Source organism: Vreelandella zhaodongensis, assembly GCF_013415115.1.
In the GTDB taxonomy this organism is placed as follows: Bacteria; Pseudomonadota; Gammaproteobacteria; order Pseudomonadales; family Halomonadaceae; genus Vreelandella; species Vreelandella zhaodongensis.
The window spans coordinates 112166-126401 of the sequence record NZ_JACCDD010000009.1; the positions used below are offsets into that span (position 1 = coordinate 112166).

9 protein-coding genes are annotated in these 14236 nt (G+C 53.9%); 5 read left to right on the forward strand and 4 right to left on the reverse strand.

Features of this window, described 5'->3' with window-relative positions; all coding sequences use genetic code 11:
- Positions 1-22: 22 nt before the first annotated feature.
- Both HZS79_RS15410 and HZS79_RS15415 read right to left on the reverse strand, forming a co-directional pair.
- Positions 23-1486, reverse strand: a complete 1464-nt coding sequence (locus tag HZS79_RS15410; protein WP_179928311.1) for an aminoacyl-histidine dipeptidase — start codon at positions 1484-1486, stop codon at positions 23-25.
- A gap of 27 nt (positions 1487-1513) precedes the next feature.
- Positions 1514-3715 (reverse strand): tRNA(Met) cytidine acetyltransferase TmcA, encoded by a 2202-nt coding sequence (locus HZS79_RS15415; RefSeq protein ID WP_179928312.1) that lies wholly within the window; start codon positions 3713-3715, stop codon positions 1514-1516.
- A 334-nt stretch (positions 3716-4049) separates the two neighbouring features.
- Here HZS79_RS15415 and dctP point away from each other — a divergent pair, with 334 nt between their 5' ends.
- The 4 genes from dctP (at position 4050) to HZS79_RS15435 (ending at position 8914) form a co-directional block, all read left to right on the forward strand.
- A complete protein-coding gene (dctP, locus tag HZS79_RS15420) occupies positions 4050-5153 on the forward strand; it encodes a TRAP transporter substrate-binding protein DctP (protein WP_162218995.1) in 1104 nt (367 codons plus the stop codon).
- 62 nt (positions 5154-5215) lie between these two features.
- A complete protein-coding gene (locus HZS79_RS15425; protein ID WP_162218996.1) occupies positions 5216-5719 on the forward strand; it encodes a TRAP transporter small permease subunit in 504 nt (167 codons plus the stop codon).
- A complete protein-coding gene (locus HZS79_RS15430; protein ID WP_162218997.1) occupies positions 5716-7050 on the forward strand; it encodes a TRAP transporter large permease in 1335 nt (444 codons plus the stop codon). The genes HZS79_RS15425 and HZS79_RS15430 overlap by 4 nt, the downstream gene beginning before the upstream one ends.
- A gap of 163 nt (positions 7051-7213) precedes the next feature.
- The gene (locus tag HZS79_RS15435) at positions 7214-8914 is read left to right on the forward strand and encodes an ABC transporter permease subunit (RefSeq protein ID WP_162218998.1); all 1701 of its coding nucleotides are present in this window, start codon (positions 7214-7216) and stop codon (positions 8912-8914) included.
- A 25-nt stretch (positions 8915-8939) separates the two neighbouring features.
- On the opposite strand, the gene HZS79_RS15440 is transcribed toward HZS79_RS15435, so the two are convergent.
- Entirely contained in the window at positions 8940-10037 is a 1098-nt protein-coding gene (locus HZS79_RS15440) for an ABC transporter ATP-binding protein (RefSeq protein WP_162218999.1), read from the reverse strand.
- Positions 10038-10263: 226 nt separating this feature from the next.
- Here HZS79_RS15440 and HZS79_RS15445 point away from each other — a divergent pair, with 226 nt between their 5' ends.
- Positions 10264-11289 (forward strand): Fe(3+) ABC transporter substrate-binding protein, encoded by a 1026-nt coding sequence (locus HZS79_RS15445; protein ID WP_162219000.1) that lies wholly within the window; start codon positions 10264-10266, stop codon positions 11287-11289.
- A 101-nt stretch (positions 11290-11390) separates the two neighbouring features.
- Here the strand turns inward: HZS79_RS15445 and polA are convergent, their stop codons facing one another.
- Positions 11391-14165, reverse strand: coding sequence for a DNA polymerase I (gene polA / locus HZS79_RS15450; RefSeq protein WP_179928313.1), 2775 nt, complete (start codon positions 14163-14165; stop codon positions 11391-11393).
- Between the last annotated feature and the right edge of the window lie 71 nt (positions 14166-14236).

The window sequence follows — 14236 nt, forward strand, 5'->3', positions numbered from 1 at the left end:
TTTTATCGCTAACGCTCTCTCACTAACGCGAGATTGCTAGCTCTTCGATTAACCCGCGCAGCATCTCCCAAAACTCAGACACCGACTCAATTTCCACCCGCTCGTCTGGCGAGTGGGCGCCGCGGATTAGCGGGCCAAACGAAATCATGTCCAGGTGTGGATACTTGCTACCTAAAATACCGCATTCAAGCCCCGCATGAATCACTTTGACCTCTGGCTCACGCCCCATCAGTGCTGCATGACGGGCATTAAAGGTCGCTAGCAACGGGCTTTCCGGGTTAGGCGCCCAGCCTGGATAGCCATTTTCCACTTTCACTCTGGCACCCATCAGCCCAAACAACGCTTGAAAACGGCTCGCCATTGCATCCGTGGCACTGTTGTGCAGTGAACGCACCAGCGCGCAAAGGTGGAAACGCCCTTCTTCCAAACTCAACACGCCCAGGTTATTCGACGTTTCAACGACTCCAGGTACATCCGCGCTCATGCGCTCAACCCCACAAGGGGCTGCATGCAACGTGGCTAACAACATCGCGCTAGTATCGCGGGTGAGTGGCTCAACATCAGTAACATTGACGCGCTCAGCTGTTAACGTTAGCCCACTGTCTCCGCTACCCAGTTCAGCTTTCAGCGTGCCCGAAAGCGCTTCGACCATGGCAATGGCGGCGTCAACGTCTTCGGCAGGCAGCGCGATATGAGCAAATGCTTCACGAGGAATGGCATTGCGCAGCGTGCCCCCCTGATAGCTAATAAGCCGTGCATCAAACGCTTCCAGCGCCCACAACACGCGCACCAGCAGGCGATTAGCGTTACCCAGAGGCTTATCAATATCCATCCCCGAGTGGCCGCCTTTCAGCCCGGTCAGAGCCAGCGATAACACCTGCTCATCTTCTTGTAGGGCTGCACTGGGGAGCTGGGCATCGACCACCACATCAGCGCCACCGGCACAGCCAATATACACTTGGCCACGGTCCTCGCTGTCCAGATTAAGCAGCAAAGAACCTTCCAGCCAGTTTTCTGCAAGGTTGAGCGCGCCCCCCATCGAGGTCTCTTCCTCTAGGGTAAACAGTGCTTCCAGAGGGCCATGGGTAAGCTCGGAATCTTCCAGAACCGCTAAAATCGCGGCAACACCTAACCCATTATCAGCACCTAACGTAGTTCCGTCAGCGTGCAGCCAGCCGTCTTTTACGTAGGTTTGAATAGGGTCACGGGTGAAATCGTGGTCATGCCCTGCGTTAGCTTGGGCCACCATATCCAGATGACCTTGTAGTACGATGCCGGGCGCTTGTTCATGACCCACGGTAGCCGGTTTGCTAATGCGCAGATTACCAAACGCATCACGGTCATGGGCGAGTCCTTGGGCGTCAGCCCAGGCTTCCAGGGTCTCCACCAGCTCGGCTTCATGGCCAGAGGGGCGCGGCGTGTTACAGAGCGTGCGAAAGTGCTGCCACACTAAACGTGGCGCGAGCGCTTCTAAATGTGCGTTCATGTAAACTCTTCATTATCGATAACCGGCTTACTTTACCGCTCTGGGGCACTGGGGGAAAGCATGCTGCTCAACCAATTGCCTTGTCGCGTCGCGGAGCCGTCGCATCGAGTCGCTATGCGCCTTAGCAAACGGCTGATTTTGAAACGCCCAAGCCGCCAGCCGCTGATGCGCTAAACCACTTTCTGCATCCAACGGCCAGTGACTAGCCTCGCGAGCCAACGCCTGCAACGCCGAACGGGCCAGCGCAGGGTCACGATGGGCAAAAGCGACATCCTGAGCAGCTTGCTGCTCAGCATTGCTAAGTGGCACGCGGGGCAGCGACGTCAGTAGTAACGCAACCACCGGCGCAGGCAGTGTCGCCAACTCAAAGGCCAGCAGGTTAGGTAGTGACGATGCAAACCCACGTTGCAGCGCCGTCAGTATCGCCTGTCCTTGTTCGTTTAGCGCTCGAGCCACCATAACCGCATATTCGCCGGTCGCGGCTTCTCGGGTGACTCCCAGGCGAACTGGCACAAACCCTAACGATCGCCAAAACCGTAATAGCGCTTCCTCAGCACCGAACGTAGCACCATAAAGCGCCAGCCCTTGCTCGGCGGCGTTGCTCATATCATCGCTCAGCAGTTGTCGCGCTAACCCTTCACGCCGTCGCTTTGGGTGGGTAGCAATACGCACCACCCGACGCCAACGCGCCGTTAGCGCTTCACGGCTGCCGCTATGAGCCGCTAGCGACTGGGCAAGCAAATGTCCTTGCGGGCGACGCTCCCCTCGGGCCACTTGCTCGGCAAGCGGCGCATCAAACCCACCTTCTTCCCGAGCGACCAGAACGGCCTGGGGCTCTGCTTCGGCAACCACCATACGCAGCGTTGTCCCGGGACCATCTAACAATTGACGTAAATCACTCGGCGTCGTGCGGTAGTGAGATTGCACCAGCAGGCCAAATAATTTTTCAAGCAGCCCTTCTTGCTTAGCCAGTTGCGCCTGGGGGACCGCGATGGTCACTGTCTCGCCTTCGTGATGCGCTTGAGCAATCGGCAAGGGCGCATTGAGTAGCAGTAGCGACTGAATCGTAGTCTCCAGCGGATCGCCTGCCGACCAACGAATTGGCGCTTCCAGGCTAAGCGCCCGCCATTGAGGCGCTTGACGATTTAGCACCTCGCGAAAGCGCAACGCAAAACCGCGTCCAGAACCTTCATAACCGTGCACCGTCGTGGCAAACGCGATACGCGGAAATGCGGCAAGCCACTCAGCCAACAAGGCTGCCGGCATTGCCGCTGCTTCATCCACTAACAAGTAGCTGCCACTCCCTCCCAGCGTGGCCTGATGCACTTGCTCGGTTAGAGCATCAGGCGCTAAAAAGCACAGGTTACTGCCATTGGGATGTTCAAAACGCCCAGGGCTTACCCGCCGCCCTTCAGGGCATAGTGACGTCACTCTCGAAAATAAGCTTTCCACTGCACTAATTCGAGGTGCTGTTACCACAACCTGGGGCACACCTTTAGTTAACAGCCGCACGCAGGCAATGCCCAGCGCGGCGCTTTTGCCACGCCCTCGGTCAGCAGTAATAACCAACGGACGACGACGTTTTAGACCCACTAACGCGGTCACCGCCCGCGCCTGATCTGCTGTTAAGCAGTCGGTATCTTCCCATGGCAGCCCAATGGATGGGCTGGGGGGCAATTTAGGCAGCGAAAGCCCCCCTCCTACTGACCAACGAACAATGGTGTTCGCTTCGCTTAGCTGACGCGCCAAGCGAGCAAGGTAGTGAGCCGTCAGTGACTCCCAGAGCCAAGGATAATCGGCAAAACGGGCATAATCAGGATCCGGCTGAGCCCCCCAGTTACTTGGCGTAATAACCACCAGTAGCCCACCAGCACACACTGTACCTGCCAGAGCCCCTAGGGCATCAGGGTCTAACCCTTGATGTCCACCGACATCCACGATGACCAACTGATGCTCTGCGCCAAGGCGGGTTCGCGCCTTGCGGGCGGATAAACAAGAGGAAACGGGTGACTCACGCTCATCGCCCACCCACAAGGGCGCCTGCCACGCCGCCGCTTCCCAAAGCTCAGCCGCCTGCTGACGAGCCTTCTCTGCAGGGCCATCAAGCCACACTAGCGTCCGCCAGCGACGTCGCCCCAGGCGGGTGGCATAGTTAATCAAGGCGGCCGTTTGCTTAGCGCGCAAAGCAATGCCTGCAGCCTGATTATCAATGCAACGGGACGGGCACATAGCGACTCCTTAAAACAGCTTTTCACTTACAACTTTGGTTTAACCACATTACCTTTTTCAACGCTTTTTAGCTTATCTGAGTGGTTAGCAGCTCCACTAAAAAAAACACAACCATCTGTTTTTTAATAACTTATGAGATTTAAAGCCGACTAACTTGAGCGTTAGCTTCCTTTGATTACTGATATTGCGCTGCAGCGGGTGGAGTGTGCTAGCTTAGCGAAGCAGCGTGGCTAACATTTGCTTTACGTAAACGTAAACACTGCCACGTTACATTTCCTGCATTCAGGTAACGAACACTAATAACGCCAATCGCCAAAATACCAGGAAACAAACAATGAAAAAGACCACTAAATTTACGCTAACCAGCCTTGCCGCTGGCGTTGCTTTTGCCGCACTTACATCGACGGCTCAGGCACAAGAGCAGTGGACAATGACCACTACTTGGCCAGACAACATTGATCTCATTAAAATTGACCAGTACTGGGCTGATTTAGTCAACAAACTGGCAGGTGACGAGCTGCAAATCAATTTCCGCGCGGGCGGAACGTTGATGCCCGGCACAGAAGTCTTTGATGCCACCGAAACGGGCAGTATCGAAGCGGCTGGCGATTGGCCAGGCTACTGGGCAGGCTTGAATCCGGCGTTTTCACCACTGGCGACCACCACTAGTCTGTTCAACGGTGTGGATTACTTGAACTGGATCCAACAATGGGGCGGCCGAGAGCTCTATGAAGAGATCTATGGTCAGTACGACATGATGTATCTGCCCTACGGCATTACCAACAATGAATCCGGCTTTATGGGCCGCACGCCCATCGAGAGCCTCGCTGACTTAGAAGGCAAGCGCCTACGCCTATCTGGCCGTGACCAAGGCCGCGTACTGGAACAGTTAGGTGGCTCCCAGGTGACACTAGCGGGCGGCGAAGTGTACCAAGCCATTGAGCGTGGCGTGATCGATGCGGGTGAGTTTTCTACGCCCGGCGTTGATTATAAAGTCGGCTTTGCTGAAGTGGCTGACTACTGGGCGACGCCTGGCTGGCACCAGTCGGCAAGTGTCTTCGGCGTGATGATCAATAAAGATGCCTGGGATGCGCTCTCCGAAGAGACCCAGGAAAAACTGAGAATCGCTGCCGAGGCGACCATGGCGTGGTCGCTTTCTTGGTCAGAGCGTGAATCCACCGATGCTACCCAAAAGTTTATTGACGCTGGCGTGACGATCAATCAATTCTCAGAAGAGGATTTGGATCGCATCCAGGAAATCACCAACGAGGTGATTGTACGTGGTGCCTGTGAGCACGCCGACCATGCCAAGGTCTACCACTCCATGATTACTTACCTGCAAGAGTACGCTGTTTGGCGTGACGTCTCTGCGCCGTACAACATGAGCCGTACCCTAGATAACCTGCCCTCTTTGGAAGAGATCGAAGCCTGCCTATAAGGCGCTTGAGTGCCGCCCCAGCAATGCTGGGGCGATTTATGTGCTGACTGCGGAGACCTTCCATGAATGCGATTGCCAAGGCGATCGATGCACTTAACGAGCTGTTTGGCCGCATCATCGCTCCGTTAATTGCCATCATTACCCTAATTGTACTGTATGACATTGGGTCACGTTTTTTCGTCGGCCGCCCCAGCGACTGGGCATTTGACGTGACCAAAATGCTGTTTGGTGCCCACTTTATGCTGATGGCGGCTTATGGGCTTCGCCACCACGCTCATGTCGAAGTGGACGTCATTAAGCGACTTCTCTCACGTAAACGCCAGGCAGTGCTTGAGATACTCGGTTATCTCATTTTCTTTGTTCCCTTTATATGGATGCTGATTACCTACGGGTGGCGATTCTTCGATCGCTCTTTCAGTCGCGGTGAAACCACCTACGGCATGGTATCGATTCCCGTATATCCCATTAAGGGCGTTATTGTGGTCGCTGCTGTCCTCATCTTGCTGCAGGCAATCGCCATTGTGCTGCGTGCCATTATTCAGTTGCGCGAGGAGAAATCAGCATGAACCTGAGTCCTGAACTGCTTGCGCTAGTGATGTTTGGCGGACTGCTTATTGGCTTATTCATGGGTCACCCACTTGCCTTTGTGTTAGGCGGTGTGGCGGTTATTGGTGCTTTTTTAGGCCCCGGCGAACGCGTATTAGGAACGTTGATTAATAATATTTATGGCAATGCCATGGACAACTACGTTCTGGTGGCCATTCCCCTGTTTGTCTTAATGGCAAGATTTCTAAACGATTCTGGCGTCACCGAGAAAATGTTTGATGCCATGCGTTTGCTACTTGCCAATCTACGTGGTGGCTTAGCACTCACTGTCGTCATCGTATCGGTATTACTCGCAGCAACCACCGGCATTGTCGGTGCATCGATTGCGGTCATGGGGATGATTGCGCTGGTGCCAATGCTTAAATATGGCTACAACAAAGAGCTCAGTGCTGGGGTCATTATGGCAAGTGGCTGTTTGGGCATTCTTATTCCCCCCAGTATCATGCTCATCTTGATGGCTAGTTACTCGCCTGTTTCTGTCGGTGCGTTGTTCGCTGGCGCCATGGTTCCAGGTGTCATGCTTGGCTTTATGTACGCCATGTATGTGCTACTAATTTGTCACTTCAAGCCCTCCTACGGGCCACCCGTACCAAAGGCTGAACGGGCTGAAGTCAGCACGAAACAACTGCTGATTATGCTGGGCAAATACGTCGTGCCACCAATGTCGCTGATACTTGGGGTTTTAGGGGCGCTGTTTACTGGTGTTGCTACTGCGACGGAAGCATCCGCGATTGGCGTACTTATCGCTTTTATTCTGTTTTTAATCTTCGGTGACCGAAAAATTTCCACGTGCTACAACACCCTGATTGACGCTGGTAAAACCACCACTATGGTCATGCTAGTACTTGTAGGTGCGACGGCGTTTACAGGGGTTTTCTCACGCGGCGGTGGCATGCAGGTCATTCAGGATTTATTGCTAGCGATGCCCGGCGGCACTACCGGCGCGTTGATTATGATGCTGTTTTTAGTCTTTATCCTAGGCATGTTCCTTGACTGGACAGGCATCGTACTGCTCAGCTTCCCTATCATGCTGCCCATTGTCCAACAAATGGGCGTAGATCCGCTCTGGTTCGTTGTCATGGTGGCCGTGGTATTACAAACCTCTTTCCTAACGCCACCATTTGGCTACGCGCTGTTCTACCTGAAAGGCGTATCGCCACCAGGAATAGAGATCGTTCACCTCTATAAAGCTGTGATACCTTTTGTCGCACTGATACTGCTGGCATGCATGCTAATGGCTTTCTTCCCATGGCTCGTAACCGGCCTACCTGGCCTGATGGTAGGGTATTAACTCCTCTCTTCACGCTAGTCCTTAAACCCTCGCTAACGCGGGGGTTTTTTATTTATGAGGAGCGGGTTAGCTGCAGCAATCTAGCGCAAGTGATACTATTTGCATCCGCTATTTTTTCGCATTGACGAGCCAAGCTGCCAACCTCGTCCAAGGAGACAACGACGTGTCTACGCCTGCTCGCCGCTCACCCTCGGCTCCGCTTTCAGGTTTTGCTTCACGCTTTACGCTGTCGCTAAGCCCTTGGTCAATTGCCCTATTTCTGATCGCCCTGACGGTGGCACTCCCCATACTGGTGGTGTTCAGCCATATTTTCATGCCGACAGAAGGCGTTTGGCAGCACCTCGCCAGCACCGTGTTGCCTCGCTATCTTTCCAATACCTTCTGGTTAGTGCTGTGGGTGGGGCTAGGTACGCTAATTATCGGTGCGGGTACTGCGTGGCTGGTGGTCATGTGCCGGTTCCCAGGTAAGCGTGTTTTCGAATGGGCATTGCTGTTGCCTCTCGCCGTGCCCACTTATGTGATTGCCTACGCCTATACGGACTTTTTACAAGTTGCGGGACCACTGCAAAGCGTTCTGCGCGAATGGTTTAGCTGGCAGGTTGGCGATTACTACTTCCCGAACGTGCGCTCCCTGGGCGGCGCAGCGACGCTGATTACCTTTGTGCTCTACCCGTATGTCTACCTGTTGGCCCGTGCGTCATTTCTTGAACAGTCCGTATGTGTACTGGATGTCGGACGCACGCTTGGCCGCGGGCCTTGGCACTTATTTGCCAGCGTCGCCCTGCCGCTGGCGCGACCGGCGCTGGTGGGGGGCGTTTCACTGGTGCTGATGGAAACCCTTAATGAGTTTGGGGCGGTACAATTTTTTGGCGTAGACACCTTTACAACAGGCATTTATCGAACGTGGTTTGGCTTAGGTGAGCCGGTAGCAGCCGCCCAATTAGCGGCTTGCCTGCTGACATTTGTGATTGTGCTGGTGTTACTGGAGCGTTACTCACGAGGTAAGCGTCGCTACTTCCACACCACTAACCGCTATCAGCAGCTGCCCGAATATCGCCTGCGTGGCTGGAAAGCCTTGGGGGCAACACTCGCGTGTTTCTTACCCATTTTAATCGGTTTTTTATTACCCAGCGGCATTTTGCTGAACCTGGCCATTGAGACCGGCGACAGCCTGTTTGGCACACGCTTTATCGGTTTTGCTGTCAACAGCTTAAGCCTTTCCGCCACGGCCGCACTCCTGGCAGTGGGTCTGGCAGTGCTGCTGAGCTATGGCGTTAGGCTCCACAACTCACCTAGCGCACGGCTATTTACCCGTATTGCGGCGATGGGCTATGCCATTCCGGGTTCCGTTGTCGCTGTGGGTATTTTGATTCCCTTTGCCTGGCTGGATAACACCCTAAATACGTGGCTGCACGCACACTATGGCAAAATCATCGGGTTGGTGTTTAGCGGCTCAGCGTTTATCTTAATTTACGCCTATGTCGTGCGCTTTTTGGCGGTTTCATTCAATGCAGTAGAAGCGAGCCTGGGTAAGGTCACGCCCAGCATGGATGCAGCTTCTCGCACCCTAGGCCAAACCGCCGGTGGCACGCTCCGCCGTATTCACACGCCACTAATGCGCAGCAGCTTGCTAGCGGCCGGCATTTTGGTATTCGTAGATGCCATGAAGGAACTGCCCGCCACCATTATCCTGCGGCCTTTCAACTTTGACACCCTGGCAGTACGCGCTCATAGCCTCGCTTCTGACGAACGCTTGGCAGAGGCCTCGACAGCATCGCTGACCATTGTCGTCGTGGGGATTTTGCCGGTCATTCTACTCAGCTTGGCAATGCGTCGGGCGCGCCCTGGTAGCCAGGCTGAGTAGTTAAAAGTCGTTGAAAAGCAAATAATTAACGTGGAAAGATAAATACCTGAGAGTGGTCTAAGTCGATATCAATCGGCTGGCCCTCTTGGGGCAAAAACACCCCAGGCACCCTGGCATGAAGGTGTGCTTCCTGACCATCTTCACCATGCGCGCAAAGGTGAATCAGACTAGAACGACCCAGTAGCTTAGCCATAACAACATGGCTATGGTCATGCGCATCGCTAGGCAAGTCACGCTCTTTAATGCGCAATGCTTCAGGGCGAATCATGACCTGAACATCGCTATCGTCAGGCAGCCAGCTGGCATCCACCGCGCCAACAGGCGTTTGAACCACACCACCTTTCACCACGCCCTCGAGCTCGTTCACTTCCCCAAAAAAGGTCACCACAAACGGATCAATGGGGGTGCAGTAAAGCTCTCGTGGCGTTCCTGTTTGAACGATCTTGCCATCTCGCATCAGCGCGATTCGATCCGCCATAAACATGGCTTCTTCAGGGTCGTGGGTTACCAGCAGCGTTGCCGAACCCAACTTTTTCAACACGTGTAGCGTGTCATCACGAATCCGATCCCGCAGCCGTGCATCCAAGCTGGAAAACGGTTCATCTAACAACATTAGTTTTGGTGTGGGTGCTAGCGCACGGGCCAAGGCGACGCGTTGCTGCTGACCACCAGATAGCATATGAGGATAGGTGTCAACGTAGTCGGCCATACCCAGTTGGCCCAATAGCTCTATGGCTCGCGCTCGGCGCTGGCCGGAAGGCAGCTGCTTGAGACCAAAGGTGACGTTTTCGAGCACGCTTAAATGGGGAAACAGTGCCGAATCTTGGAACGCAAGGCCGACATTGCGCTTTTCTGGTGGCACATGACGCTTACCTGGTTTGGCAATCGCCTGCCCATCGAGACTTACCGCTCCTTCTTGCACTACTTCGAGCCCTGCAGCAATACGCAGCAACGTCGTTTTACCACAGCCAGAAGGGCCTAATAGGCAAACAACTTCACCAGGCGCAATGTCAAGATCGATACCTTTGACGACCTTATTAGCCGCAAAGGTATGCTGAACACCACGCAACGAAAGCGCCAATGCAGGGGCTGACACGTCGGAAAGTGACACGGTTGCCGTCATTATTTCACCATTGTTTCGTTCACCTGCGACATGATAAACGAGTGCCGCTGCGAACACGGTTGAAAGTTATTTACATTCTATTTTCTATTGGTTGGAGATGCACGCGTCAGGCCGAAAATAGAGATGCGTTTCATTACTATTTAACTTGACGACACGATTTGGAAGCGTTTCAATAGACCTTTGTCGCTAATGCAACTTATTATCATAAACATTCAGGGTATTTGTCATGAAAAAAGCGTGTCTCTCTGCTTCTGTCGCTGCCATCATGGCGAGTTCTGCTTTTGCAAGCAGCGCACTCGCTAACGAAGTCAACATTTACTCCGCTCGCCACTATGATTCGGACGAAATTCTTTACAAAGCGTTCACTGAAGAGACTGGCATTAAGGTCAATGTACTAGAAGGCGATTCTGACCAATTGATGGAGCGTATGCAGCGCGAAGGCATTGCTAGTCCCGCTGACGTCATGCTCACCGTTGACGCTGGCCGCCTTTGGCGCGCCGAGCAAGATGGCCTGTTCCAGAGCGTTGATTCTGAGATACTTAACGAGCGCATTCCTGAGTCCATGCGCCACCCTGAAGGCAAGTGGTTCGGCTTTAGCCAACGCGCACGCGTCATTTTTTATAACCGTGAAAACTTCGATCCCAGCCAAATTTCGAGCTACGAAGATTTAGCCGATCCACAGTTTGAGGGGCAAGTATGTATTCGCTCTTCGAACAACATTTATAACCAATCGCTACTGGCTTCAATGATCGAGCACCACGGTGAAGAGGGTGCACAAGAGTGGGCTCAGGGCGTTGTTAACAACTTAGCACGCAACCCAGAAGGTGGCGACACGGACCAAATCCGTGGCGCTGCTAGCGGCGAATGCGATCTAGCCGTCGCTAACCATTATTACTACGTGCGCTTGCTACACTCTGATAACGAATCTGATCGTGAAACCGCGCGTAAAGTCGGCGTTATCTTCCCCAACCAGGATGACCGTGGCACCCACATTAACGTCGGTGGAGCAGGCTTAGTCGCCAATGCTCAAAACCCTGAAAACGGCACTCGCTTCCTGGAGTTTTTAGCCTCTGACGACGCCCAGGAAGTATTAGCAGGTCGTAACTATGAGTTCCCCGTTGTTGAAGGCATCAAGAAAAATCCGGTGCTTGAATCTTGGGGTGATTTTGCAAAAGACGATATCAACATCAGCATCCTGGGCGAAAACAACCCAGAGGCCATTCGTATATCTGACCGTGTGAACTGGCGCTAAATACGGTGGCCCGCTTGGCCGCTGCATAACGCACCACAAAAAAACACCTGCAGTTTCGCTGCAGGTGTTTTGCATTTAAGTGCTGAAGGCCTAGCGTGGTTTTAGTGCGCTTCATCCCAGTTGGCACCACTTTCCGCTTCAACAATCAATGGCACGCTAAGTGTGGCCGCTGCTTGCATGCGTGCCTGAACCTGCTCAATAAATGTCTCAACTTGCGCGTCGGCCACCTCAAAGACTAGCTCGTCGTGTACCTGCATAACCATTAGCGCATCAAATTCTCCTTCAGCAAGCCATGCATCTACATCGATCATCGCCTGCTTGATGATATCGGCTGCCGTGCCCTGCATTGGCGCATTAATCGCGGTGCGCTCAGCGCCCTGGCGGCGGTTGCGGTTTTGCGAGTGGATCTCTGGTAGATACAGGCGCCGCCCTAGCACGGTTTCAACATAGCCATCTTCCGCGGCCTGGGTACGAATACGATCCATATAGCGAGCAACGCCAGGGTAACGATCAAAATAGCGGTCGATATAGGTCTGCGCTTGGTTGCGCTCGATATGCAGCTGGCGCGACAGCCCCCAGGCGCTCATGCCGTAAATCAGGCCAAAGTTAATGGCCTTGGCGCTGCGCCGCTGGTCCGCAGAGACCTTTTCAAGCGCAGTGCCGAACACTTCGGCGGCGGTCGCAGTGTGGATATCGCGCCCTTCCGCAAATGCCTCCAGAAGTCCTTTATCTTCTGAGAGGTGCGCCATAATGCGCAACTCAATTTGTGAGTAGTCTGCCGCCACAATGCGATAGCCAGGGCGTGCCACAAATGCCTGGCGGATTTTGCGCCCCTCTTCTGTGCGAATCGGAATGTTCTGCAGGTTGGGATCGGACGACGAGAGCCGCCCTGTCGCCGTCACCGCTTGGTGATAGCTGGTATGCACCCGCCCAGTGGTTTTATTGAGTAGGCGCGGCAGCTTGTCGGTATAGGTGGACTTAAGCTTCGCCAGCCCTCGGTGCTGCATAATTACCTTGGGCAAGGGGTAATCCAGCGCCAGCTCTTCTAGTACCGCTTCTGCAGTCGAAGGCGCACCTTTGGGGGTTTTCTTGATCACGGGGATTTTCTGCTCTTCGAACAGAATCTGCCCCAGCTGCTTAGGTGAACCGAGGTTAAACTCACGACCTGCCAGCTCGAATGCTTCGCTTTCCAGCTCACGAATACGGCGCTCTAACTGCTGGCTCTGCTCGTGAAGGCGCTCGGCATCCAGTGCCACGCCATTGCGTTCAATACGCGACAGCACGTTAATCAGCGGAAGCTCAAGATGGTCCAGCACGTCCGCTAAACGCCCTTCCCGCTCCACCTGAGGACGGAGTGTTTCTTGCAGTCGTAGCGTAATATCCACATCTTCACAGGCATAAGGAACCGCCTGTTCCAGTGCGATCTGGTTAAACGTGAGCTGTTTGGCACCTTTTCCAGCGATCTCCTCGAAGGAGATGGTTTTTTCGCCCAAATACTTTAGCGCTAGCGAATCCATGTCATGGCGCGTGACAGTGGAGTTCAGCACGTAAGAGGCCAGCATGGTGTCGGCCAGCGGCCCCACCACGCGAATATCATAGTTTGCCAGCACAGAAATATCGTACTTAAGGTTCTGGCCAATTTTGGTCTTGGTAGGGTCTTCCAGCAGCGGCTTCAATGCCCGCAGTACCTTCTGGCGATCAAGCTGTGCGGGCGCATCCAGATAATCATGGGCCAGTGGAATATAGGCAGCTTCACCGGCCTCCAACGCCAAGCCGACGCCTACAATGTCGGCGTCCATATAATTCAGGCTAGTGGTTTCTAAATCGAAGCAAAAACGCTCAGCTTTCTTCAGACGCCCTAACCACACATCAAACTCAGCTTGCTCAACAATGACATGATCATTGCGCTGACTGGAAGGCGCGACGCTTTCAGCGGCGTCAGTAGTGATGTTCTCAGGCGCGGGCTCGCCCCCCTTCACGTCATCAACACCCTCGTCGTTACCTGCCAGCAGTTCAGCCAACCACTGCTTGAACTCCATCTCTTTATAGAGTTCCACCAGGGCTTCGCGGTCTGGGTGCGCAATATCCAAGTCATCCAGACCCACGGGGAGTTCGCAGTCGGTCTTAATGGTCGCTAATTGGTAAGAGAGAAAGGCCTGTTCACGGTGCTCTTCAAGCTTCTTCGGTAACGTTTTCGCACCACGGAAGCTGAGCGTTTTGACGCGTTCCAGATCACCGTAAATAGTTTCTAAACCGCCTTCCATGCCTTGTAGCAGGCCAATGGCGGTCTTTTCGCCAACGCCTGGCACGCCTGGAATGTTATCGACTTTGTCTCCCATCAATGCCAGGAAATCAATGATCAGCTCGGGCGGCAGTCCAAATTTTTCTTTAACCCCCGCTTCGTCGAGAGTTTCCTCTTTCATGGTGTTGACCAGCGTGATGTGGTCATTCACCAACTGCGCCATATCTTTATCGCCGGTAGAGATTACCGCATCACGACCTGCCTGGGTGGCATGGTGAGCCAGGGTGCCAATCACATCGTCGGCTTCGACCCCTTCAATGCACAGAAGCGGTAAGCCCAACGCTTTGACACAAGCGTGCAGCGGTTTAATTTGGCTGCGCAGATCGTCCGGCATGGGCGGCCGGTGGGCCTTATACTCGCTGTACATCTCATCGCGAAAGGTTTTTCCTGGCGCATCAAACACCACTGCCATAGGGCTTTCCGGATAGTCTTTGATCAACCGTTTGAGCATATTCAATACGCCTTTCACGGCCCCTGTGGGCTGGCCGTTGGAGGTCGTTAACGGTGGCAGCGCGTGAAACGCGCGATACAGGTACGAGGAGCCATCGACAAGCACGATTGGGGCGCGGGCCATAACCAATTCCATTATTAGCAAAACAGTAAGAAAGTCTGTTGTCTATGATACGCGTTCAAAGCAACCGCTGC

Bases quoted from the DNA above. Each gene is read 5' to 3' on its own strand.
- HZS79_RS15410 (WP_179928311.1), bottom strand. From the start codon at position 1,486: ATGAACGCACATTTAGAAGCGCTCGCGCCACGTTTAGTGTGGCAGCAC.
- HZS79_RS15415 (WP_179928312.1), bottom strand. From the start codon at position 3,715: ATGTGCCCGTCCCGTTGCATTGATAATCAGGCTGCAGGCATTGCTTTG.
- dctP (WP_162218995.1), top strand. From the start codon at position 4,050: ATGAAAAAGACCACTAAATTTACGCTAACCAGCCTTGCCGCTGGCGTT.
- HZS79_RS15425 (WP_162218996.1), top strand. From the start codon at position 5,216: ATGAATGCGATTGCCAAGGCGATCGATGCACTTAACGAGCTGTTTGGC.
- HZS79_RS15430 (WP_162218997.1), top strand. From the start codon at position 5,716: ATGAACCTGAGTCCTGAACTGCTTGCGCTAGTGATGTTTGGCGGACTG.
- HZS79_RS15440 (WP_162218999.1), bottom strand. From the start codon at position 10,037: ATGACGGCAACCGTGTCACTTTCCGACGTGTCAGCCCCTGCATTGGCG.
- HZS79_RS15445 (WP_162219000.1), top strand. From the start codon at position 10,264: ATGAAAAAAGCGTGTCTCTCTGCTTCTGTCGCTGCCATCATGGCGAGT.
- polA (WP_179928313.1), bottom strand. From the start codon at position 14,165: ATGGCCCGCGCCCCAATCGTGCTTGTCGATGGCTCCTCGTACCTGTAT.